At 54.7% G+C, this 23,718-nt stretch carries 23 protein-coding genes and 1 pseudogene; 1 reads left to right on the forward strand and 23 read right to left on the reverse strand.

Features of this window, described 5'->3' with window-relative positions; genetic code table 11:
* Window positions 1-30 precede the first annotated feature (30 nt).
* The 15 genes and pseudogenes from ACAF76_RS17980 to ACAF76_RS18050 form a co-directional block, all read right to left on the reverse strand.
* Window positions 31-267, reverse strand: a pseudogene (locus tag ACAF76_RS17980) (3'-5' exonuclease); the annotation flags it as partial.
* Window positions 263-1,627, reverse strand: a complete 1,365-nt coding sequence (locus ACAF76_RS17985; RefSeq protein WP_421617928.1) for a M20/M25/M40 family metallo-hydrolase — start codon at window positions 1,625-1,627, stop codon at window positions 263-265. The gene ACAF76_RS17985 and the pseudogene ACAF76_RS17980, both read right to left, overlap by 5 nt.
* 156 nt (window positions 1,628-1,783) lie before the next feature.
* On the reverse strand, window positions 1,784-2,383 hold the full coding sequence (locus tag ACAF76_RS17990) for a response regulator (protein WP_421617055.1): 600 nt from the start codon (window positions 2,381-2,383) through the stop codon (window positions 1,784-1,786).
* Window positions 2,380-3,519 carry a sensor histidine kinase gene (locus tag ACAF76_RS17995; protein ID WP_421617056.1) on the reverse strand — a complete coding sequence of 380 codons (1,140 nt, stop codon included), beginning with the start codon at window positions 3,517-3,519 and terminating at the stop codon, window positions 2,380-2,382. Before ACAF76_RS17995 ends, ACAF76_RS17990 begins: the two co-directional genes overlap by 4 nt.
* A 71-nt stretch (window positions 3,520-3,590) precedes the next feature.
* Window positions 3,591-4,646: a fatty acid desaturase gene (locus ACAF76_RS18000; RefSeq protein ID WP_421617057.1), complete on the reverse strand. Its 1,056-nt coding sequence runs from the start codon at window positions 4,644-4,646 to the stop codon at window positions 3,591-3,593.
* A 181-nt stretch (window positions 4,647-4,827) separates the two neighbouring features.
* A complete protein-coding gene (locus ACAF76_RS18005) occupies window positions 4,828-5,316 on the reverse strand; it encodes a cation:proton antiporter regulatory subunit (RefSeq protein WP_421617058.1) in 489 nt (162 codons plus the stop codon).
* Window positions 5,300-6,553: a cation:proton antiporter gene (locus ACAF76_RS18010; protein WP_421617059.1), complete on the reverse strand. Its 1,254-nt coding sequence runs from the start codon at window positions 6,551-6,553 to the stop codon at window positions 5,300-5,302. Before ACAF76_RS18010 ends, ACAF76_RS18005 begins: the two co-directional genes overlap by 17 nt.
* Window positions 6,554-6,985: 432 nt before the next feature.
* Window positions 6,986-8,452, reverse strand: a complete 1,467-nt coding sequence (gucD, locus tag ACAF76_RS18015; RefSeq protein ID WP_421617060.1) for an alpha-ketoglutaric semialdehyde dehydrogenase GucD — start codon at window positions 8,450-8,452, stop codon at window positions 6,986-6,988.
* A 26-nt stretch (window positions 8,453-8,478) separates the two neighbouring features.
* Window positions 8,479-9,972, reverse strand: coding sequence for a tripartite tricarboxylate transporter permease (locus ACAF76_RS18020; RefSeq protein WP_421617061.1), 1,494 nt, complete (start codon window positions 9,970-9,972; stop codon window positions 8,479-8,481).
* A 17-nt stretch (window positions 9,973-9,989) separates the two neighbouring features.
* A complete protein-coding gene (locus ACAF76_RS18025; RefSeq protein WP_421617062.1) occupies window positions 9,990-10,445 on the reverse strand; it encodes a tripartite tricarboxylate transporter TctB family protein in 456 nt (151 codons plus the stop codon).
* A gap of 15 nt (window positions 10,446-10,460) precedes the next feature.
* On the reverse strand, window positions 10,461-11,438 hold the full coding sequence (locus tag ACAF76_RS18030) for a tripartite tricarboxylate transporter substrate binding protein (RefSeq protein ID WP_421617063.1): 978 nt from the start codon (window positions 11,436-11,438) through the stop codon (window positions 10,461-10,463).
* A 19-nt stretch (window positions 11,439-11,457) separates the two neighbouring features.
* Window positions 11,458-12,627 (reverse strand): mandelate racemase/muconate lactonizing enzyme family protein, encoded by a 1,170-nt coding sequence (locus ACAF76_RS18035; RefSeq protein ID WP_421617064.1) that lies wholly within the window; start codon window positions 12,625-12,627, stop codon window positions 11,458-11,460.
* A gap of 51 nt (window positions 12,628-12,678) precedes the next feature.
* Window positions 12,679-13,602 (reverse strand): dihydrodipicolinate synthase family protein, encoded by a 924-nt coding sequence (locus ACAF76_RS18040; RefSeq protein ID WP_421617065.1) that lies wholly within the window; start codon window positions 13,600-13,602, stop codon window positions 12,679-12,681.
* 73 nt (window positions 13,603-13,675) lie between these two features.
* A complete protein-coding gene (locus tag ACAF76_RS18045; protein WP_421617066.1) occupies window positions 13,676-14,641 on the reverse strand; it encodes a hydroxyacid dehydrogenase in 966 nt (321 codons plus the stop codon).
* Complete coding sequence (locus tag ACAF76_RS18050) at window positions 14,628-15,332, reverse strand: GntR family transcriptional regulator (RefSeq protein WP_421617067.1); 705 nt, start codon at window positions 15,330-15,332, stop codon at window positions 14,628-14,630. The genes ACAF76_RS18045 and ACAF76_RS18050 overlap by 14 nt, the downstream gene beginning before the upstream one ends.
* A 357-nt stretch (window positions 15,333-15,689) precedes the next feature.
* On the opposite strand from ACAF76_RS18050, the gene ACAF76_RS18055 reads away from it, so the two are divergent.
* The gene (locus ACAF76_RS18055; RefSeq protein ID WP_421617068.1) at window positions 15,690-16,613 is read left to right on the forward strand and encodes a S66 peptidase family protein; all 924 of its coding nucleotides are present in this window, start codon (window positions 15,690-15,692) and stop codon (window positions 16,611-16,613) included.
* A 17-nt stretch (window positions 16,614-16,630) separates the two neighbouring features.
* On the opposite strand, the gene ACAF76_RS18060 is transcribed toward ACAF76_RS18055, so the two are convergent.
* The 8 genes from ACAF76_RS18060 to ACAF76_RS18095 are packed head-to-tail and all read right to left on the reverse strand — an operon-like array spanning window position 16,631 to window position 23,667.
* On the reverse strand, window positions 16,631-17,416 hold the full coding sequence (locus ACAF76_RS18060; RefSeq protein WP_421617069.1) for a 2-keto-4-pentenoate hydratase: 786 nt from the start codon (window positions 17,414-17,416) through the stop codon (window positions 16,631-16,633).
* 11 nt (window positions 17,417-17,427) lie between these two features.
* Complete coding sequence (gene dmpG / locus ACAF76_RS18065) at window positions 17,428-18,459, reverse strand: 4-hydroxy-2-oxovalerate aldolase (protein ID WP_421617070.1); 1,032 nt, start codon at window positions 18,457-18,459, stop codon at window positions 17,428-17,430.
* A gap of 19 nt (window positions 18,460-18,478) precedes the next feature.
* Window positions 18,479-19,369 carry an acetaldehyde dehydrogenase (acetylating) gene (locus ACAF76_RS18070; protein WP_421617071.1) on the reverse strand — a complete coding sequence of 297 codons (891 nt, stop codon included), beginning with the start codon at window positions 19,367-19,369 and terminating at the stop codon, window positions 18,479-18,481.
* Between the two features lie 18 nt (window positions 19,370-19,387).
* A complete protein-coding gene (locus ACAF76_RS18075) occupies window positions 19,388-20,176 on the reverse strand; it encodes a 2-keto-4-pentenoate hydratase (protein WP_421617072.1) in 789 nt (262 codons plus the stop codon).
* Between the two features lie 15 nt (window positions 20,177-20,191).
* Window positions 20,192-21,661, reverse strand: a complete 1,470-nt coding sequence (locus ACAF76_RS18080) for an aldehyde dehydrogenase (RefSeq protein WP_421617073.1) — start codon at window positions 21,659-21,661, stop codon at window positions 20,192-20,194.
* A 10-nt stretch (window positions 21,662-21,671) separates the two neighbouring features.
* Window positions 21,672-22,133, reverse strand: a complete 462-nt coding sequence (locus tag ACAF76_RS18085; RefSeq protein ID WP_421617074.1) for a RidA family protein — start codon at window positions 22,131-22,133, stop codon at window positions 21,672-21,674.
* Window positions 22,134-22,147: 14 nt separating this feature from the next.
* Window positions 22,148-23,146 (reverse strand): amidohydrolase family protein, encoded by a 999-nt coding sequence (locus ACAF76_RS18090; RefSeq protein ID WP_421617075.1) that lies wholly within the window; start codon window positions 23,144-23,146, stop codon window positions 22,148-22,150.
* Entirely contained in the window at window positions 23,131-23,667 is a 537-nt protein-coding gene (locus tag ACAF76_RS18095; RefSeq protein WP_421617076.1) for a 3-hydroxyanthranilate 3,4-dioxygenase, read from the reverse strand. Before ACAF76_RS18095 ends, ACAF76_RS18090 begins: the two co-directional genes overlap by 16 nt.
* Between the last annotated feature and the right edge of the window lie 51 nt (window positions 23,668-23,718).

Below are 23,718 nucleotides of genomic sequence, written 5' to 3' on the forward strand. Positions count from 1 at the left end.
ATTTTGCCGGGGAGAGATGTATCCTTACTATCATTTGGAGAATTGCTGTTTGGATGGGTTCGCCTTTCGTTGCTCGACGATCCTATCCAGATACTTGGTGAATGCCGATTCGCCGCTATAGGTCAAAAACAACCATTCCAAGGCGCGTGTCATGCCGATGTACAGCAGCGAAACTTCTCTCTCCTCCGATTCTTCCAGATGAAAGGGCATATTTTCTACCGTCACGATAAACACAGCCCGAAAATCCAGGCCTTTGGCGCTGTCAATTCGAAGACTTGCTTTTGGCGAATTCCCCAAGCTGCCAGATGAGCTGGGTCGTGCAGCGGATGCCGTTGTAAAAGTTGTCGAGGCCGATGTTTTCGTTCGGCGAATGATTGGCTTCGTCGAAGTTGGCATAAGGGACAATGACAGACGGCGCTTTCAAGATTTGCGTCCAGACGTAATCAGGCAGGCTACCGCCCATGCCGGGTTGCAGTACCGGTTCGATCCCGTATGCGCTGCGGACGGCATCCGTCACTACCCGGACGACCTCGAGGTCACCCGGCGTTCGCGACGGCTTCATCTCACCCAGCTTGCGCACCGTAACCCCGGGAGCGTGCTTGTGCACATGAGCCGAGAACTTGCCAAAAATATCCGCAGGGTCCTGATCGACAACAAGGCGCATGTCCATTTTCAAGGTGGCCTTTGCCGGTATAATCGTCTTCGCTCCTTCGCCGCCGTAGCCGCTTGTGAAACCGGCGATGTTAAACGTCGGCTCCATCGTCAGCTTGTTGTAGTACGTCTCCCCGTCCATCTCCAGCGCGGGATAGCCGATCTTTTCCGCGATTTGCTCACGGTCGTACGGCAGACGGCGGATCAGCTCTCTTTCCGCTTCGGTCGGCTTGCGGATATGGTCGTAAAAGCCTGCGATCAGCACGCGGCCATTTTCATCGCGCATCGTCCGCAACAGTTCGATCAAGGTCCAGGCCGGATTGGGCACGATGTTTCCCTTGTTCCCGGAGTGGCTGTCCCACTTGCCTCCCTGTGCCGTCAGCTCAACGTAGAGCATCCCCCGTACGCCCAACAGGACGTAGGGTGCGCCCGAGTCGTGCATCGGTCCGTCGGCTGTGTAGACCAGGTCCGCTCGCAGCAGTTCTTCATGCTGTTCGACGAAAGAAGCCAGATTCGGGCTGCCTACCTCTTCCTCTCCCTCAAGCACCATTTTGATGTTGATCGGCAGGCTTCCAAACACGTCCAGGTACGTCTTTACCGCGAGAATGTGCGCCATGAACTGACCTTTGTTGTCGCCCGCACCCCGGCAGTAGATCCGGCCGTCCCGGATCGTCGGCTCAAACGGCGGGGAAAGCCACTCTTCCAGCGGGTCCGCAGGCTGCACGTCGTAATGTCCGTAGATCAGCACGGTAAAAGCCTCGGGATCGTGGATCAGCTCTCCGTAGATGACCGGATGTCCCGCCGTCTCGAGAAAGCGCGTCTGTATCCCGCTTTCCTCCATCATTCCTTTTACCAATTCCGCACACTCGCGAATCCCGCTGTTATGCGCACTGATGCTCGCTTGGCGCAGGACGGCAAACAATTGCTCGAGGTACTCTTCCTTGCGCTCCTCCATTACCCGCAATACTTGCTCCACTGCCAACCGGACCACTCCCTTTCCATGCATCGCATGGTTGATAGGCACGACAAAACCGCGTCCAAAACTATAAGAATTATCTGACATTATATCCAAAAACGGAATCCCCCCTCAACCATAATGTTCGTCGAAGGGGGATTGTCTTTTCGTTTGCCGTTATTGGAACCAGCCTTTTTCTTTGATCCGCTTGATCGCTTCGATGCGGTTGCTCACATCCAGCTTGTCGAGAATCGCGGAAATGTAGTTGCGCACCGTGCCTGTCGTCAAATACAGCGCACTGGCGATCTCTTTCGTATTTTTGCCGTCCGCCATCAGCAGCAGCACTTCTTTCTCCCGCTCCGTCAGCGGATTGGACTCGCCGTACGCCTCGTCCATCAGCTCCGGCGAATAGATGCGCCGCCCTGCCATGATGCTGCGAATCGAGCTGGCCAGCTCCTCGCTGGGGCTGTCTTTGAGCAAGTAACCGTGCGCGCCGGCCCGCAGCGCCCGCTCAAAATACCCCGGACGGGCAAAGGTAGTCAGGATCATCACGCGACAGCCCGAGCCTTTCAGTTCTTCGGCGGCATCGAGTCCGCTTTTGACCGGCATTTCAATATCCATGATGCAAATATCGGGCTTATGCAGGGAAACGAGCTTCAACGCTTCTTCGCCGTTGCTCGCCTTTCCCACCACTTGCATGTCTTCTTCCAGATCGAGCAGCGAAGCCAGCGCTCCCAACAGCATCCGCTGGTCCTCAGCAATCACGATACGAATCATCCTTCCACCCCCTGTTCCGGACGTTTCAATGCGTTTGGCACCCGCAAGACGAGCGTGGTCCCCTGATCCGAGAAAATCTCCATGCTGCCGTTCACAAACTCAAGCCGCTCTTGCATCCCGCGCAGCCCGTTTCCCCGTGCGAAGACAGGCTCTGCCGGCAAGCCGATGCCATTGTCCTCTACGGTCACGATCAGGTCGGTACGGGAAGGCTCGATGCGGATCGTGCAAGCTGTCGCCTTGCTGTGCTTGACGACGTTGGTGACCGCTTCTTTCAGGCACATGCTCAACACATTTTCTGTCATCAGCGAGGTATTGCCCAAATCGGGGTCGCCTTCCAGCGTGAACGCAATATCGGCCGCATGGAGTACCTGCCGGATGCGATACACCTCGTCGACCAGATGCGTTCCCCTCATCTCGGTCACCATCTCGCGCACTTCCTTTAGCGCGATCCTGGCTGTCTGCCGGATTTCTTGGAGCTCTGTTTGCGCCCGCTGCGGGTTTTTCGCCAGCAGCTTGGCGGCCAGATCGCTTTTCAGCCCGATCAAGGACAGCTTTTGCCCGAGCGTGTCGTGCAAATCGCGAGCGATGCGCTGACGCTCCTCCTGCTTCACCAGCTCCTGGATGCGCTTGTTGGCGCTCTCCAGCTCGCCCTCCAGCTTGCCCTGCTTGTTCCGGTTGTAGGTGGTCACCGGAAGCAGGATCGCCGCGATGAAGCTGACGAGGATAAAGGGCAGTTGCGAGGCGATATCGGGAATTTTGATCAGGATCAGCCCGAGGTTGATCGTCACGATCATGCTGACGAGATGGATCGTGTATAGCGTAATAAAACCGACCTTGTTTTGTATGTTGCCGATAAAAAAGGCGAGGAACAGCGAAAAGTACACGTATCCGAACAGCAGCGTCATGGTAATGGAAATCACAATCTGCATGCTGGTCCAGAAGTAGACGAGCCAGCCCTTGGACAGGAAGGAACAGACGTAACAGGCGAAAAAACCGAGAATCATAATGATACCGACCACTACCTCCCACGTCGAGGAGGAGCGGAAGATAAAATAAAAGGGCAGGATGTAGAACACAACCCAGACGTACGGACTAAGCCCGGCATTCTTGTGAAAAATCTGATACCACTTTTGCATGCGTTCCACCTTTTTTTCGGCTGCTTCTGCTTTATGGTAAGTGTATCGGAAATCAGACAGGAATGGCAGGTCTATTTTCCTTCCAAGCCGGCTTTTTGGCTGTGAATGGCTTCACTGCGCTGCTTGATCTGGGCATGCAGCCGTCTGCGTTCGGAAAAGCTGACAAATTCTTTTCGGTACTCATCCCAAAGCCGGAAGCGCAGCGCCTTGAAGCTCGTGGACAGTGTGATCGTCGTCGCTTTTTGCAGCGGCGGTGTGGATTCATGCGCCTCTTCCAGGTAGTAGTTCGGGATTTTCGGACTGAGATGGTGCACATGGTGAAAGCCGATATTGCCTGTGATCCACTGGAACAGCTTGGGCAGCTTGTAGTAGGAGCTGCCTTCCACGGCGGCTTTGACGTAGCTCCACTCCTCTTCCTTTTCAAAGTACGTGTCTTCGAACTGGTGCTGCACGTAAAAGAGCCAAATGCCCATCACGGCGGAGAGGTAAAAGATCGGACCCTGGATCAAAAGAAACGCTTCCCAGCCGACAGCCCAGATCATCACCGCGTACAACAGCACGATCAGGACGTTGGTCAGGTAGTTGCCGAGCTTCTCCTTGCGCTTGGCTCCTTTGCGGTTGAAACGGTACTGAAAGACAAAGACGTAGATCGGACCAAGCCCGAACATCACGAGCGGATGGCGATAGATGCGGTATGCCAGGCGCAGCCAGCGAGAAGCTGCTTCGTATTCGGCCACTGTCATAATCCAGATATCGCCGACACCGCGCTTGTCGAGATTGCTGCTGGTAGCGTGGTGGATGGAGTGGGCATTTTTCCACTGCTCATACGGAACGAGGGTCAGTACGCCGGTAATCGTCCCGACGATGTCATTGGCTATGCGGCTAGGGAAAAACGATTGGTGACAACAATCGTGAAAAATGATAAAGGTTCGGATGGTAAAGCCTGCGGCGACTACCAGAATGGGAAGGGTGATCCAATAGGAGACGGAGAGGCTGAGATACGCCACGTACCACAGCACAAAAAGTGGAATCAGGGTGTTGCACAACTGCCAAATGCTTGCCTTTATATTGGTCTGTTCAAAAGGAGCGACCCTTTTTTTCAATTGGGCGATGTTGGATTGATGCAATGGACATTCCCTCCTTGACGGAAAGCTGCGGAACACAACTTCCCAGCACTCATGTTTTTCTAATCTCTATTGTAAGTTTGTGAGCGCTGTGCCATACAGTCATAAACGTCACAGAAGGGGATGACAAATGTCATATAAAAAGGTGCATCTGCCGCTTTCCGCGAACAGATGCACCCTTTTTTCAGCCGTTGACCAATAGTTCCTTTAACAGCTTGACCTGCTTTCTTTCCCCGGCAATAACCAGGGTCATCTCCGGCAACAGCTTGTCGCCCGGACCTGGATTGATTTTTTGGTTGTTCTTTTCCACAATCGCCAAAATGGTCGCTCCCGTGCGCTGACGGACCTCCAATTCGGCAATTGTCTTGTTTATACATTTGAAATGCGGTTCCACTTTGTACCATTCGATAATCAGCTCATCCAGGGCGACTTCGACTGTCTCCAGCGCCTTCGGTTTGTAGAGCATCCCTCCGACGATCGCTGCCACCTGTCTGGCTTCCTCATCTTCCAGTGTGATCATCGATACACTTTCGTCTGCGTCATCCTGATCGAGATGATAAATCTCCCGTCTGCCATCGTCATGGACGACAATCACCATTTTGTCACCTGACTTCGACTCAACCAGATACTTCTTTCCGATCCCCGGCAAATCGGATTCACGAATAATATTCATGTTTTATTTCCTCCTGTTCGGGTTTTGCCTTCTCTTTTTTCTCCTGTTTTTTACTCCACTTCAGCATTTTGTCTAACATTTTGTAGATATGTTTCGACTCTTTTGCCGCCAATGGCCCGATGATTGCCAGAAGCAATACGTACAGTGCGGAAAAAGGCTTCAGAATCGGCATGAGTCCAGCGGCAATCCCTAAATTGGCTACGATAATCGTAAATTCACCTCGCGCCATGACAGTCAGACCAATATTTAATGAAGCCTTGTGCGACAATCCGGCGTTGCGACCGGCAATCATCCCCGAAATCACATTGCCGAAGATCGTCAAAATAGCGGCTCCAAGAGAAAGCCAGAACGCATCTGCCAGAGTAAACGGATCGATGCTCAGACCAAAACTGAAAAAGAAGACAGCCCCAAAAAAGTCTCGAAACGGAATAACCAGTTTTTCTATCCTTTTGCTATGTTCCGTCTCGGACAGAGCCAGCCCCAATAATAAAGCGCCAATTGCTTCTGCTACATGCAAGGTTTCCGAAAATCCGGCAATAAAAAACAGCATGGAGAATACGACAATAATAAAAATTTCGTTCGAATTAATATCCAGGAATTTGTTTAACAGCTTTGTTCCTTTTCGGGCAATAATGAAGAATAATAACATATAACCGATGGAGATCGCCACCGAAAAAACCATCCCGGCGACCGAAGTGGCTCCGCCCAGCAACAAGCCGGACATTACCGACAAAAAGAGAGCCAAGAAAATATCGTCAAACAGGATCATCCCAAGGATCAATTCCGTCTCCGTATTTCCCGTCCGTTTTAAATCAACGAGAACCTTGGCGACAATTGCCGTCGAGGAAACAGAAAGCATCCCGGCAATAATCAATGTTTCATAGACAGGCAGACCTGCGAAAAAACCGTATGCCATCCCCAAGAGGAAATTCAGTACGACGTACACAGTTCCGCCAAACACGATGTTTTGGCCTGATTTGATCAGCTTAGGAACAGAAAACTCCAACCCGAGGTAAAAAAGCAGAAAGAGAACCCCTACACGTCCCATGTAATCTATGACCTGCTTGCTCTCCACGAAAGAAAAATCAAGAATTCCGATTGTCGGTGCATGCGGACCAACCATCATGCCCAGCAGGATAAGAAATGGGATAATGGAAAATTTCAACTTGCTGGCAATGATAGACGCGATCGCGATCAATACCAGCGCGGTGCCAACCTCAAAAATGATGTGCTCCATAACATACCCCCATCAATACAAGCTTTTGTGATCTTGTAAAAAAAGAGGACGATTATTTGACAATAAATCAATCCTCTTTGAACGATATCGTTATTTTGTTTTTTACATATCAATTCCAGTTTATATGAGAGCGCATACAATAGCAAGTATTTTTAGAAAATGTCACATTTTTCGTAAGATGTTGGTAATCGCACCACACTCACGCGAATGCCGTCAGTAGGGGGTGCTTTGCCTGATGCCTGCCTGCCCATCTACTATTATCACGGTGCAGACGGCCAACAAAAAAACAGCGGCTGACTAGACTTTTCAGGTACTAGATTGCCGCTGTTTTTTTGGGGGGCGCGGTACGCGCAGGAGTGTGCAGATCGGCATCAAGCGATCCACACGCCCGCACCATCTCCCGCACCTTTGTTCAAGCAAAAGCTGTTTCGGTTACGGCTTGACGAAGACGGTTTTGACTGCGGTGAAAAATTCGATCGCGGCCTGCCCTTGCTCGCGCGAATGTGAGCTGGACTGCTTCATGCCTCCGAACGGAGCCTGCAGCTCAACGCCCGCAGATTCGGCATTGATCCGCACCAGCCCTGCCTCGATCTCCTGGATGAACGCCAGGATCGAGCCGATGTCCTTGGTAAAGATCGAGGCGCTCAAGCCGTAACGAACGTCATTGGCGATCTCGATCGCCTCCTGCAACGTATCCACCTTGATCAGTGCCAAGACGGGTCCGAAAATCTCTTCCTGCGCGATGACCATGTCCGGTTTTACCTCTTCAAACAGCGTCGGTTCCACGAAGTAGCCATCTGCCAGTCCCGGCGCATCCAGACGCTTGCCGCCGCACAAGAGCGCAGCTCCTTCCGCTTTTCCCTTGTCGATATAGGAGAGTACCGTGCCAAGTTGCTTTTCGCTGACGCACGGGCCCATCCATGTATCGGGCTGCAGGCCGTCTCCCACCTTCAACTGGCGTACTTTGGCTACCAGCTTCTCTTTGAACGCATCGTACACCTTGCTTGCGACGATCACCCGGCTCGTTGCCGTGCATTTTTGCCCGGTCGAGCGCAGTCCTCCACTGATGGTCGCCTCTACCGCCTGATCGAGGTCGGCATCCTCGGCGACAATCACCGGGTTTTTCCCGCCCATCTCCAGTTGGTATTTGGCACCGCGCGCCAGTGCCGCTTGTCCGACCAGCTTGCCGACGCGGTCAGAGCCGGTGAAGGTAATACCCGCGACGTCCGGATGTTCGACGATGCCCATGCCGATCTCCTCGCCATCCCCTGTCACCATGTTCAACACACCGCCGGGCAGCCCCGCCTCATGGAAGCATTCGATCACTTTCGCGGCAGTCACAGCCGCTTCCTGGGCTGGCTTGAATACGACTGTGTTGCCGTAGATCAGCGCCGGAGCGATCTTCCAGACCGGGATCGCCACCGGAAAATTCCACGGTGTGATGACGCCGACCACACCGAGCGGTACGCGGGTGGTAAACATCAGCGCCTCCTGGTCGCTCGAGGGGATCACGTCACCGATCTTGCGCATGCCCTCTCCGGCGTAGTAGCGCAAAATCGCCACGCCGCGTGCCGTTTCTCCCTTTGCTTCGGGAAGCGTCTTGCCCATCTCCCTGGTCAGCGTCTCTGCAATCTCATCCAGCCGCTTCTCCAGGATATCGGCTGCTTTAAACAGGAGGTCTCCTCTGGCGGTACCGGACAGGCTCTTCCATTTTTTCTGTGCCTGCTTGGCCGCCGCTACAGCTTGCGCCAGGTCTTCCCGGTTCGACTTTTGCACATAGCCGACGATCTCCCTGTGGTTGGCCGGGTTGATGCTCGCCTCTACCCCGTTTGAGCTGCTTGCGACCCACTCTCCATTTATATAGTTGCGATACGTCGCAACCTGTTTGTCTGTCGTCATTTCTCATCCATCCTTTCCCATGAAGCCTACAGCGGAACTGTATCTTCTTTTTTGGCAATCTCTTTATATTCCTTGATGATCGTGATGATCAGCATAATCAGCGCAAGCGAGAGAAAAATGGCCGATACCGGTCGGGTGAAAAAGTCCAGCACATTGCCCGAGTACATCAGCGCCCTGCGCGTATACGTTTCCAGAATCGGGGCGAGTACGAACCCAAGGATGAGCGGGGCGATCGGATAGTTGTTCTGCATCATGAAATAGCCGACCGCGCCGAAAACAAGCATCACCCAGACGTCAAACATCGTGCTGTTCGTCGTGTAGGCCCCGACCACTGTGAGCACCAACAGGATTGGATACAAATAATTCGCAGGAACATTCAGTATTTTCGGAAAGAGCCGCATCCCGAACATCTGCAAGAGAAAGACCATGATGATCGCCACCAGGAACCCGATAAATACAGTGTAAACAATATCCGGGTTGGACGTAAACAGCAGCGGCCCTGGCTGGATTCCGTGAATCATAAAGCCGCCCAGCATGATCGCCGTCACCGTGTCCCCGGGAATCCCAAGCGTCAGCATTGGGATCAGCGCTCCGCCTACCGCCGCGTTGTTGGAGGATTCGGAGGCGTAGATGCCCGCTGGATTGCCCTTTCCGAAGCTTTCCGGGTCTTTCGATGCCTGTTTGGCTTGCGCGTAGGCGACGAGGTTGGAGGAGCCGCTGCCCAGTCCGGGCAAGATCCCAAACCCGATGCCGATCAGCGACGAGCGGACCAGATTCCACGTGTTGCCCAGCAATTCTCCCAGGGAAATGCCGAGCCCCGACACCTTGAGATTCATTTCAGACTGCTTTTGGCCTGATCGAATTTCATGGTGAATTTGCGAAAGGGCGAAAAGTCCCATGATTAAAGGCAACAAGCTGATTCCCGCTTTCAGGGCGGTGACGTCAAACGTAAAGCGGGCGGTCCCGTCGATCGGAGAAAAGCCGATCATGGCAATCGCGATGCCGACGAGGCCGGAAGCGATCCCTTTGATCAGATTGCCTTTGGACAAGACGACGATCAACGTCAGAGCAAAGACAGTCAACGCTGCGTACTCGAACGGTCCCATCATCACCGCATACCGCGAGACGATCGGCGAAATCGTGATCAGAGCGAGAAAACTGAAGATTCCGCCGATAAAGGAAGCGGTAATCCCGATCCCCAGCGCGCGAACCGGCTCTCCCTGCTTTGCCATCGGAAACGCGTCAAAGGTAGTGGCGATCGAGGATGGTGTCCCCGGAATGCCCAGCAGTGTGGCAGAAACGAGACCGCCAGACACGCCGCCGTAATACACCCCGATCAACAGGAGAATCCCGGACACAGGGTCCAAACCGAATGTAATCGGGACGAACAACGCTACGCCCATGGTGGAGGTCAACCCCGGGATGGCGCCAAAGATCGTGCCGATGATGACGCCGCCAAGCATGAACAGCAGCGAGACAGGAGAAAAGACGTCAAGCATCGCGGAAAACATGTAATCCATACGGGCTTCTCCTTTCGTTACAATAGACCACTGGGCAAGACTGTACTAAGCAGTTTCACAAACGTCAGGTAGAGACAACCGGTGACTACCACGGATGTCGCCACTCCCCACAGCAGAGTTTTTTTGCTCCGCTCCTTTGCCAGAAACCAGATGGCGAAGGTGATAAACAGGAATGTGCTGATCACAAACCCGAGTACATTCATCAAGATGGTGTAGACGATAAACGACAGTGCGATCACCAGCATGCGCATCGTAGCTTCTTTTTGCCTTGCCTCCTGCGCTGCCGTCTTTCGTTTTGGCCACAGCAAGAGCCCGAGACCGCACAGGAACAGGCCAACCGATACGATTTTGGGGAGAAGCGCTGGGCCTGGGTCGTTTGAAAATTGATGGTAATCCATAGTTGCGGCCAGGTACATGATCATCGCAGCCAGCCCGATCAAGCATGCACCTATCCAGCGATCCGATCTTGTCATGGGCACCCTCCTCCACTAGAAGCCTAATTTCTCACCGATCTGCATGATCCGCTCCAGCTCTGCCTGTGCAGATTGAGCAGCTTCGGCTCCGTTTTTCAAAATGTGCACCTGCCCTGTCTTGGCCAGGCCCTCTACGTAATCCGGATCTTTGGCAAGCTCCTCGGTAGCCTTGTTCCAGGCATCGACGATTTCGTCCGGCAAGTCTTTCGGGCCGTACAGCGTATGCACGATCGGGAAGACGACCTCGTAACCCTGTTCTTTGGCTGTCGGGAAATCGGGAGCTACCGGATCGCGCTCGTCAGCCAATACCGCAATTATCTTGAAATCGCCGGACTCTACGTATTGCATGGCGTTGGATACGCCTGTCACTGCCATGTCGATCTGACCTCCCAGCAGCGCTGCCATCCGGTCAGACTCTGTACCGATATCGAGAATTTGCAGGTCTATTCCCGCTTCTTGCGCCAGCATCGCTCCCATAAAATGGGTCGTTCCGCCCAGTTGTCCGCCGAATTTCAACTGGCCCGGATTTTGTTTGGCCTGTTCGACGAATCCGTTCAGGTCGCTCCACGGCGCCGAAGCGTTCGCGACAAACACCTGGTTGACTCCGCTGAACGTGCCGATCGCGCGCAAGGCCGTGATGTCATCCTCCATCTTTTTTGTCGCTTTGCCTGTGTGCAGCGCCTGGTGGTAGTACAGCAGCTTGTAGCCGTCCGGCTTTGCCGTCATTACGTTGTCAAAGGCAATCGCTCCTCCGCCGCCAGCCTGGTTGACGATGACAAGATCGCCGCCCAGGTATTTTTTCATGTATTCGGCCATTACGCGAGCCGACGCATCGGTCTGTCCTCCGGGGTTGGCGGGAACGAGAATTTCGATTGGCTTTGTCGGATAATCAGCACCTCCGGCAGCCGCTCCCTGGTTCGTCGTCGAGCCGCAGCCAACCAGTACACACAAGGACAGAAACAGACTAAAAGCCAAGGCAACACGCTTTTTCATAGACAATCCCCCCATTTTTTTATTTGGTCTGTGACGTGCGGTCCTGCAACTGATGGACGGAGACTCCCCCTCCCCAGCTCAAATCCTCGACCCGATAGGTGTTGATTTTCTCCGCATCCAGCTCCATGCCAAAGCCGGGAAGCGAACGGTCCGGCACCAACAGGTAACCGCTTTCATATTTGACCGGGTTCTTTACGACATCGCCTACGTACAGCTCAGGTCCGGTCGGATCGGAGGTGTAGTTGAGGTTGACCAGCGAGCTTCCGAGATGGGCCATCGCCGCCGTCCCGATAGACAGCTCCTGTGTCGTTCCGAGCAGGCAGCCTTTTCCCGCTACTTCGGCTGCGGCTGCCGCCTTTTGCGCAGAGCTGAGTCCGCCGATAAAGATCGGAGAAATATTGAAAATATCGATCGAGTCATGCTTGATCATTTCGTATTGCTGGCGGAAGCTCCACACGTGCTCGCTCACCGGCTGGTCGACCTTCATCCGGAAGTTGCGCAAACCTTCAAAATCATTTAGCGCTGCAGGACTTTCGACCATCTCGAAATCGTAGGCAGACAGCCGTTTTACATACGTCGCTGCCGTTTTCCAATCGAGCAGATGGCTGAAGTCGAGGGATTTGATCTTCACCTTGGAGCCAAACTCCCTTTTTACTCCGTCGAGGAAGGCTTCATCTGCCTCGATGTTTTTCCCCACGTAGAAGCGGAAAACGTCAAAGCCTTGCTGAAAGCGCTTGCGAACCACCTCAAGGTTTTCTTCCACTTCCTCCATAAAGCGAAGCCGGAAAATCGGGTAGCAGACTTTCAGTTTTTCGTGGTATCTGCCTCCCAACAGCTCGGCGACCGAGACGTTCAAATACTTCGCGCACACATCGTGCAGAGCAGCATCGATGCCGTTCTTGATGAAGCTGCCTTTTTCGTAGTAGTACATCGCAGCCGGGAAATTGTCGTTGAGCTCCTTGTTGATCAGCGTCAGGTCAAACGGGTTTTTGCCTACGAGAAACGACTTCAACACCGCCTCCAGGTCCCGGATGTCGGGTGCGTACCTCGGGAGATGGGAGAAATCGGACATTTCTCCGATACCGCAAACCCCTTCGTCTGTCATCACTTCCACGATCACATGCTTGTTGACAAAACCGGTATGGCGGGGAATCCCTACGACGGTCAGCTTCAAGTCGGATATTTTCATAATTGCCCTCCTGAAAATTTGATATCTAATATATCAGAGCATTGCAAAAAATTAGTCGGCTGAAACGCGGTTGCGCATCCCCCAGCTTTCGAGAATGTTCTCGACCTCGCGCCTGTCCGCCTCGTTGAGCATGTCTACCGGTTCCCTCGTAACACCCGCGGCAAGCCCGAGCATGTTCATCGCTTCCTTGATGACTACCACGTTGTTGCCGTTGTTGTATTTGGCACGCAAGTCTTCGAACGGAAGCACCTCTTTCCACACCTTCCAGACCGTCTCCTGGTCATTGGACTTTAGTGCCTGAAGCATTTCGAAGGATTTCTCCGGATAGAGGTTTACCAGACCGGACGTAAAGCCTTTGGCTCCTGCCTGAAAGAAGAAGGGCGCCCATTTTTCCGCCGTGCCGCAAATCCATGTCAGATCGGCAATCCCGGAAGTCTCCTGCACCAGCTTGGCGAATCGGGGCAGGTTGTTGATCGCGTATTTTACCGCGACGAATTTCTCCATCGGTGCCAGTTCCTTCAGCACATCGTCACTGAGCGCAGGGTCCTTGAAGTAAATGATCGAGGGGATGTCCAGCGCTTCGATGATCTTGCGGAAATAGGAGGTGGCTCCTTCGTTGGTCACGTACGGGTGAATCGGCTGATGGATCATCACCGCGTCTGCGCCTGCCTGCTCGGCGTGTTTTCCCAACTCGATCGCGGTATCCAGCGAATACCCGATGCCGGCGACGACCAGCGCTCTGCCTTTGACGATCTCGACGGTCCTGCTGATCTCTTCCTTTGCCTCATCGAGCGTCAAGGCGTAGAATTCGCCTGTGTTTCCGCAGGGGACGATCACTTCCAGACCGTGCTCCACCAAATAGTTGATATTGTCCTCGAAGGCAGCCCAATCAATTTTTTTGTTGTCGGGATAGAAGGGCGTAATATTGATCGCGGAGATCGTCTCCAGCTTCTTTCCCAGATCGCGTATACTCATTCGTCACCACTCCTGCTCTCTTTTTCTTGTATTTTGCCAATTGAACCGTTCATGGTCAGGGCGTCAACTGGCATCACTCCTTTCGCGGACGGTTGGCCCAGGAATGAGGCGGTTCGCCTGCGAGCACGCGCACGATTTCCTGCGCTGCGCCTGCCGCCATCGCGACCAGACCTTCCCGGGAGTGCGCCGCCATATGCGGAGTTACGACGACATTGTCCAGGCTCCAAAGCGGATGGTCTGCCGCAGGCGGTTCCTGCTCAAAACAATCCAGTCCCGCTGCCGCAAGATGTCCGCTGCGCAGCGCGGCATACAACGCTTCCTCGTCGATCAGTCCGCCTCGAGCCGCGTTGATCAGGATCGCACCCGGTTTCATCTTCTCAATCGCCGCCGCATCGATAAAATGGTGCAATGTATCGGTATAAGGCAGGTGCAGGGAGAGAAAATCGGACTCTGCCAAAAGCGTCTCCAGCGACTCCTCGCGGCGGATATGGGACAGGCCAGCCGTGTCCTTCAGGTATGGATCGAAGACGGCTACATTCATCCCCAGACCGAGCGCCGCCTTCTCCGCGACCCTGCGTCCGCTGTTGCCAAAACCGATCAGGCCCAATTGCTTGCCTGCCAGTTCGCACCCGATGTACTCGTTTCTCACATGAAAATGTCCTTGCCGCAGCGCCTTGTCTGCTCGGACAATCTGATGGGCCAAAGCAAGCATCAGCCCGATCGTATGCTCGGCGACCGAGTTGCTGTTTGCATGCGGCGTGTTGCACACGTAAATCCCTCGTTCGCTTGCTGCCTGCACATCGATATTGTCGATGCCCACGCCATGCCGGGCGATAACCCGCAAGGAAGGGGCCTTTTCGATAACCTCCCTGTCAATCGTCGCGGTACGCACCAAGATCGCGCTGCATGCAGCCACGCTGTCCAGAATCGTCTGGCGGTCGTGCTGCGCGAGGATGACAGGCTCCAATCCGTGATTCTCCAGTACCTGCACGCCTTCCCTGGCAATCGCCTGCGGGATCAGCACCTTATGCTTCTCCATCTTTGTCCCCCCTCGCCTGCACATTCATGCGCAGCACATTTTCGGTCGTACGCATAATGTGTTTTTTCATGCGCATCTCTGCCAAATCGGGATCACCCTGCCTGATGGCCTCAAAAATTTCCCGATGCTCGACATAACCCTCTTGCACTTCCACTCTGTATTGCAGCGCCCGTTTGCGAAATGCCGTATCGAAAGCGGAAATGTTGAGCAATATGTTATAAATCATCGGGTTTTTGGCAATTTGCCGGATCATCGTGTGAAAGGCTGTATTTTCGTGTACAAGCTGGTCCGGCGCGGTTTCTTTCAGGCTTTCCATCAGGGTTACCTTTTGTTCAAGCGCTTTCAATTCCTCGGGCGTAATCTTGATTGCCGCCAGCCGGGCGCAGAGTCCTTCCAGGCTTGCCCGCAGCATCAGCGTTTCCTCGATCGTCGTGTTGACCAGCTCCGAGACGAAGGTGCCTTTGCGGGGGATGGTTTCCACCAGCCCTTCGTGTCCGAGGATGCGCAGCGCCTCCTTGATCGGGGTCGTGCTCACGCCCATCGCCTGGGACAGCTCCCGCTCCTTCAAGTGGTCACCGGGCTTCAGTTTCCCGCTGATAATCGCTTCCCGCAACGACTCCACAGCGATGTCGCGGATCGATTTTACTTTCTCTGCTTCGATCATGAGAAAATGTCGATTTTCGTTGTTCACGATTTGACCTCTTTCCGAGTTATTACAGATATCTGATATATCAGATATCATAGCAGAGGGAAAGTCTCTCTGCAAGACAATTGTGCGAAAATTTTATCTTTGGATGTCGCGGGATTAGATAGGCAAACGAGCATCCGCTTTCCCCAATAGCTACGCATACCTTCACAGCAAAAATGGCCATCTCTTCGATGACCATTTTTTCATTCTCTCATGCCTGTCCTCAAACAACAGGTGTCGGATTTCACGGGATACGTCCTTGTGTGTTTTGCCCGGCTCGCGTATTCACTTAAAATTCTCAACCCTCATAAACATACCATATAGAATTGTGCACCTATCCATATGTCAGGAGGGAATTGTATGGCGATCAGGCCGCCCCTTTTACGGGCTGGAGATACAATCGGCATCGTGACTTTGGGAAGTCCGCTGGATGCCAGCGTGATCAATGCGAGGATCGAGACGTTGCGAAGCATGGGGTTTCAAGTGGTTGTGGGGAGATCGGTTTATGCCAATACCGGGATTGTCGCCGGGTCGGACGAGGAGCGCGCGGCTGACTTGATGGACATGTTCTTGAATCCGCAAGTCCGCCTGATCCTGCCTACGCGCGGCGGAACGGGAGTCGCAGGCATCCTTCCTCATCTCGATTACGATGTGATCCGCAACAATCCGAAAATCGTCACCGGTTACAGCGATATTACCGTGCTGTTAAACGTGCTCTACCAAAGAGCGGATCTGATTACTTTGCAGAGCCTCTTGCTGATCGATTTCAATCCGGCCACGCCTGCCTACAGCTTCGACCAGTTCTTTCTGACTGCCTCTACGCTGTCAGCTCCGCGTCTGATCCAAAACCCGCCGGAAATCCCGATGGTCAGCATAGTGCCCGGCAACGTCACCGGTCCTGTCGTCGGCGGCAACTTGACCTCTTTTGTGGATACTTTGGGTACGCCGTACGAGATCGATACCGAGGGTAAAATCCTGTTGATCGAGGAAACACACGAGCCCACCAACCGGGTATACCGGATGCTGAATCATCTGAAGCTGGCTGGCAAATTTGACGACTGCATCGGCATCATCATGGGCGAGTGCACCCGTTGCCCGATCTCCTACAACACTTCCTACGAAGAGTTGATCAACGATGTGATCGTCCCGTTAGGAAAGCCGTTGATCACCAATGTGACAACGGCGCATGGGGCGTATAAAGCCGCCATTCCTATCGGAGCAGAGGTGAACCTGGACTCGCTCACCAACACCCTTACTTTGGTGGAGCCGATGGTTAGCGAGTGAAACGACGCAAATCGGGTTTATCGCGTCACCACAAACTGGATAGAGCCGAGTCCACCCCACATGCCTGTTACGACATCCCCTTCGGAAAGCGGATGCGCGCCAGTAATTCCGCCCGTCAAAATCATGTCTCCCTTGCGCAATTTGCGTCCTTTTCGGGAGAGCATGTTCGCCAGCATCGCTACGGAGTGGGCGGGATGTCCCAACACCGCTGCGCCGGCGCCCAGGTCTTTTACCTGCCCATTGATCGACAAGGTTACGCCGACCAGATCAAGCTCCATCCCATCCGGCCTGTGCAGCGCAGAACCGAGAAATACGCGCGACGATGAGGTGTTGTCGGCAAGCACGTCGGGAAGGGTAAAGTGGAAGTTCTCATAGCGGCTGTCGATAATCTCCAGGGCCGGAACTACATACGCTGTCGCTGCCAGGGCTTGCGCGCCGGTAACTCCCGGTCCTTCGAGATCACTCCCGAGGATGAAAGCGATCTCCGCCTCCACCTTGGGATGAATCAGTTCATCGAGATGCAGGACGCCGTCCTCCACGTTCATGTAGTCAAAGACGCTTCCGTAGATCGGCTCGTGCACGTTCATCTGCTTCATCTTCGCCTGGCTCGTGAAGCCCATTTTGAGGGCAATCACGCGATGTCCCTGCTCTTGCTTGATGGCGATCAGCTCATCCTGAATGCGGTACCCTTCCTCTACGGTCAGATCGGGATATTCAGCAGTCAGCCTCACCACTTCCCGTCTGTTCATTTCTGCATCCACCAGCTTTTGCGCCAACGGTCTGTACAACTCTTCAGCGAGCATGCTGATTCCCCCTATCTGGTTCCCGCTCCCGTTTTCTTCTTCTTGGCGATTTCCGCTGCCACATCGATGATCATGTCTTCCTGGCCGCCGACTGCCTTTTGTCTGCCCAGTTCAATCAAAATGTCGCGCGAGTCGATGCCAAATCTCTTGGCTGCCCGCTCTGCGTGCAGGCGGAAGCTGGAGTAGACGCCCGCATAGCCGAGCACCAGACTGTCGCGGGTAATCTCCTGCGGCACCTGCAGGATCGGCGCGACGATTTCCTCCGCCAGGTCCATCATTTTGTACAGGTCGATGCCCGTCTGAATCCCCATGCGCTCCAGCACGGCAACCAGCACTTCCGTCTGGGTATTGCCCGCTCCTGCCCCCAGACAGCGGACACTGCCGTCAATACGCGTGGCACCTTCTTTGATCGCGACCAGCGTGTTGGCCATCGCCAGCGACAGATTGTTATGTGCATGAAACCCGATCGGAACCCCTACACTTTGCTTCAATGCCCGGATTCGTTCTGCTACCTGGTCTGGCAGCAATGCACCGGCAGAATCGACGACGTAGACGACGTCCGCGCCATAGCTCTCCATCAGTTTCGCCTGCTCGACCAGCTTTTCCGGTGCTGCCATGTGCGACATCATCAAAAAACCGACAGTGAACAGGCCGAGCTCTTTGGAACGGGCGATGTGCTGCGCCGAAACATCGGCTTCGGTCACATGCGTCGCAATGCGCGCCATGCCTACCCCGAGTTGGGCAGCGGTGTTCAAATCCTTGATCGTGCCGATCCCCGGCAGCAGCAACACGCCGATCGTGGCTTGCTTGCAGACCGATACAGCGGCTTCGATCAGCTTCAGCTCGTCTGTGCGGGACAGCCCGTATTGCAGCGAGGAGCCTGCCAACCCGTCGCCGTGCGAGACTTCGATATACGGTACGTTGGCTTCATCCAACGCCCGCGCGACATCGATCACTTGCTCCACGGTAAACTGATGGTTGATCGCATGGCTCCCATCCCGCAGCGCTACCTCTGTGATAATGATTTCACGGTTTCCACTCACGTTTTTTCCCCCTTTCCCTTCAAGGCTTGCCGACTGACGCGCGAGTCCGGTGTTGGGCAAGCTCCTCTGCCACTTTCACCGCAGTAGCTGTCATAATGTCCAAATTGCCCGCGTACGTCGGAAGGTAGTCGCCCGCTCCTTCCACCTCCAGAAATACGGTCACTTTCTTCCCATCGAAAATCGGTTCCGTACGCAGCCGGTAACCGGGGACGTACGATTGAATATCGGAGACGACATCCTCGATGGCAGCGGCGATAGCCTGCTGGTCAGCGTCGTCCTCTACCAGCGCGTACACTGTATCCCGCATCACGATCGGCGGTTCCGCCGGATTCAGGATGATAATCGCCTTCCCCTGTTTTGCGCCGCCGATGGCTTCGATCCCGCGGGAGGTGGTCTCGGTAAACTCGTCGATGTTGGCACGGGTTCCGGGACCGGCGCTTTTGCTGGCAATCGTGGCGACAATTTCGGCGTATTGTACCGGACTCACCCGGTTGATCGCGTGGACGATGGGAATCGTCGCCTGGCCGCCGCATGTAATCAGATTGATATTTGTCTCGCTCAGGTGCGCATCCAGATTGGCTGCCGGCACCACGTATGGTCCTACCGCTGCCGGAGTCAGGTCGATGGCGATGATCCCCGCTTCCCGCAATGCCTTGGCGTGCCGGATATGCGCTTTTGCCGAGGTGGCGTCAAACACGATCTCGGCTAGCCCGGGACCGCTCTCCAAATACGCTTTCAACCCTCCGTCAAACACCTGGTAGCCCGCCTCCCGCGCCCTGCGCAGACCATCCGAATCGGCGTCAATGCCAATCATTGCGACAAGCTCCAGATGATGCGACCGCCCCAGCTTGATCATCAAATCGGTCCCGATATTGCCCGAGCCCAAAATCGCTACTTTCACTTTCGACATGGCTCTCTTCCTTTCGTATCATTCGCTGACAAATCTGACTCCTACCGCCCCGAGATGGGCGATGCGCGCGGTGAAACTGTCTCCAGGCTTGGCATCGATCGCGGCTGACAATGCACCGGAGAGAATCACTTCCCCCGCTTTGAGCGGCAGACCGAATTCCCCGAGCTTGTTAGCCAGCCAGGCCACACAGGTGGCCGGATTGCCCAGGGCGGCAGCGCCTACTCCGGTATTCATCAGTTCGCCGTTTTTGTACAGCGCCATGCCAGCCAGTGTGAGGTCCACCTGGTCCGGCTTCACGGGACGTCCCCCCAGCACGTAAAAGCCGGAGGAAGCATTGTCCGCAATCGTGTCCTGCAGCTTGATTTTCCAGTCGGCGATCCGGCTGTCGACGATCTCCAGCGCCGGGAAGACACAGTCCGTCGCCAGCAAGACATCATGGGTGGTCACCCGCGGGCCGATCAAATCACGCTTCAATACAAATGCAATCTCCGCTTCCACGCGGGGATGAATCGTCTTCCGGCACGAGATCTCTCCGTTGTTTTCCACCGCCATGCTATCCAGCAGTTGACCGTAGTCCGGTTGATCGACACCCAGCAACGTCTGCATCGCAAGCGAGGTCAAACCTATTTTCTTGCCGACGATCCTGGCGCCTGCCGCCACTTTCCGCTCGATTGTCGCTACCTGGATTCGGTACGCCTCTTCCACGCTCACATTCGGCTCCAAGGAGGTGATCGGAGCGACGCCCTTGCCGCTTTTTTCGGCTTCCGCCAAATGCTCGGCGTAACGGTTTATGTTTGCTGCATCCACGAAAAAACCCCCTTGCTACAATTTCATCGTCACCGTCTTGGCTTCGGTATAGAATTCAAAGCTGTGCCGTCCGCCTTCCCTGCCGATTCCGCTGTCTTTGGCACCGCCAAACGGGGTCCGCAGATCGCGCACGTACCAGCAGTTGATCCAGAGCAAACCGGACTGCACCTGATCGGCTACGCGGTGAGCGCGCCGCAAGTCGTTGGTCCAGACGACACCCGCCAGACCGTACGCGGAATCATTGGCAATCCGAATCGCCTCTTCCTCGGTGCGAAACGGAATGATTACGATGACGGGTCCAAATATTTCTTCCTGGGCCACTCTCATTTTGTTGTCTACGTCATACAGGATGGTCGGCTCATAAAAGTTGCCGTCCCCAAGGCTTGTGATCCGCTTGCCGCCGTACCCGAGCTTGGCCCCCTCAGCAAGTCCGATCTGCACGTACTCGTCCACGGTCTGCAAATGACTGCGCGATACAAGCGCGCCCATATCCGTATCCGGGTCGAGGGGATCGCCGACCTTGATCCGTTTGACGGCAGCAGTAAACTTATCCAAAAACTTGTCGTAGACACTCTCTTCGACGAGCAAGCGCGAACCAGCCAGGCAAATTTCGCCCTGGTTGCGGAAAATCGCCTCGATCGAACCTTTTACCGCTTCATCCAGATCGGCATCGGCAAATACGATATTCGCCGATTTTCCGCCGAGTTCGAGCGAAACGGGGATGAGCTGCGAGGCGGCGTTCTGCATGACGGTCTTGCCCGTACTCGTCTCTCCGACAAACGAAATCCGGCGCACGCGAGGATCTGTCGTCATCGCCGTGCCGACAGTCCCGCCAGGTCCGGTCACGATGTTCAGGACACCGGGCGGCAGACCTGCTTCGTTGGCGATTTCGCCCAGCATGACGGCACTGAGCGGCGTGTAGGACGCCGGTTTGACCACGACGGTATTGCCCGCCGCGAGCGCAGCCGACGCTTTCCACGTCATCTGCATAAACGGCAGGTTCCAGGGGATGATCAAACTGGTCACGCCAACCGGCGCGTATTTGGCGTACGACATAAAATGGCGCATCTCGTAGTGCTCATGCACGACGTACTTGGCCATTTCGGCAAAAAAGCGCAGGTTGGCAGCAGCCCTGGGAATATCGAACCCGAGGCTTTCTTTGATCGGCTTGCCGACATCAAGCGTTTCCACGAGAGCCAACTGTTTCACCCGTTTGAGGACGAGATCCGACATTCTGCAGAGAATGTCCGCCCTTTCCTCGACCGGCATCTTGCTCCACACGCCGCTTTCAAAGGTTCTCTGGGCGATGTCGATCGCCCTTTTGACATCCGCTTCACCAGCGTTGGCGACCGCAGCCAGCTTCTGGTTGGTCGCGGGATTGATCGTGTCGAATGTTTCCCCGGAAATGGCATCCACGTACTGTCCATCGATGAACAGCTTGGCATCTTGCACTTCTTTGCGGTCTTCCTGTCTGGTCTGGTTCATGGGAATCCTCCTACTCCTCGATTTCCAGGATCATCTCAACCTCAACGGCATTGTTCAGGGGAAGCTGAGCCATCCCAACCGCAGAGCGGCCATGCTTTCCTTTCTCGCCGAATATCTCTACGAGCAAATCGGATGCGCCGTTCATTACCTTGGGCTGGTCAGTAAAATCAGGGTGACTGTTGACGAAGCCGAGCAGCTTGACGACCCGCTTTACTTTGCTGAGCTCCCCGATCTCTTGCTTGACGACAGCCAACAGATTGAGCATGCACTGACGGGCCGCCAGGTAGCCGGTCTCAATCGTCACGTCGTCACCCAGCTTCCCGCGATACTCATCTGTGCCTTGCCCCGCCGTAAACAACAAGTTGCCCACGCGGACACAGCCGATGTAATTGCCTGCTGCCTGGCGCGGAGCGGGCAGAGCAAGTCCTAGCGTTTGCAAGCGTTCTTCCGGCGTCGCAGCTTGATTGTCCATGCTTCGCCCTCCTTTTACTTGGAAATATTGAGAAAACGCAGCGCGTTATGACCCAGGAGCGCCTGCTTTTGTTCAGCCGACAGTTCGATTGTGTGGTCGATCACTTCTCCGGGCGGAATTTCCCGCAACAGGAACGGATAGTCCGAGCCCAGCATGATCTTGTCAACGCCAAAGCGCTGTACCATGTACTGGATATTCATCGGGTCGTAGCTCAAGGAATCGAAATAAAATTGTTTAGCGTAATGGCTGGGCGGCTGGTCGATCAGGCGCAGATGCGGCCATACCTTCCACCCCTGGTCCAGCCTTGGCAAAATGTACGGAAAAGACCCGCCGCCATGCGCGAAGCAGATTTTCAACCGCGGAAATTTCTCCATCACACCCCCGAGGATCAGGCTTGCCGCAGCCAATGCCGTCTCGCTTGGCATGCCCACGGTATACATCAGATTGTGGCGAGGCATCCGCTCCCGGCCCAGTGTCTCCCACGGATGGACAAAAAGCGGAACCCCCCACGTTTCGCACATTTCAAAAAAAGGCAGCAAGGAAGCGTCATCCAGGTTGTTGCCGTTTACATTCGTGCCGATCTCGATGCCCTTCAGACCGAGTTCGTGCATGCAGCGGTCCATCTCCCGGATAGCCAGCTCGGTATGCTGCAGCGGCACGGTCCCCAACCCGATAAAACGGTCGGGATGCTCTTTCACCGTCTCGGCGATGAAATCGTTCTGGATTCGCGCCATCACTTCCGCTTCCTCTGCCTTGGCCCAGTAGGAAAACGTGACGGGAATCGGGGACAGCACCTGCATATCCACCTTTTCCCGCTCCATGTCATACATTCGCTTCTGGGGGTCCCACACTTGATCCGTCACTTCCCGGAACACCTTTCCGCCCACCATGATATTGGCTCCGCAGGCACAAGTGCGCTGCAGGACTGGCCAGCGCTCTCCTTGAAAGCGCTCGGCCAGATTGGGCAGATCCTCGGGGATGATATGCGTATGGAAGTCTACTCGCATTTCCATTCACTCGCTTCCGGCGGCATGACGTGTCCGCAGTTTTTGCAAGTGCGCAGCTCCAGACTGCCGTTGAAACCTTGAATCGCTTCTTTCACCTGCACTTCGATGTTCGTAAGCTGGATGGTCACGCGGTGCATCTCATGGTTGCAGTTGTCGCAGTACCAGGCGAAATCCTCCAGCTCGCCCTCGCCGCGGTTGCGCTCGATCACCAGCCCGATCGTATCGGCGACGCGGTGCGGAGAGTGCGGCACATTGGGCGGGAGCAGGAACATTTCTCCCTCCTTGACCGTGATTACTTCCCGTTTGCCTTCCTCGTTGATAATCTCCACGTAGCAATCCCCTTTGAGCTGGTAGAAGATCTCCTCCGATGGGTCGATGTGAAAGTCGCGGCGCTTGTTCGGTCCACCCAGGACCATGACCATCAGCTCTGCATTTTTCCAGATCACCTTGTTGTTTACGGGGGGCTTCAGTTGATCCTTGTTCTCCTCGATAAACTTCCAAAGATTGATAGGTGCTACTACCGCCATTCCAATCACTCCCGTTTCTTTTTGATTGCGCGTATCGTCGCGCTCGTTCCC

Origin of the sequence: Brevibacillus sp. TJ4 (assembly GCF_044627595.2) — a bacterium.
Lineage (GTDB): Bacteria > Bacillota > Bacilli > Brevibacillales > Brevibacillaceae > Brevibacillus.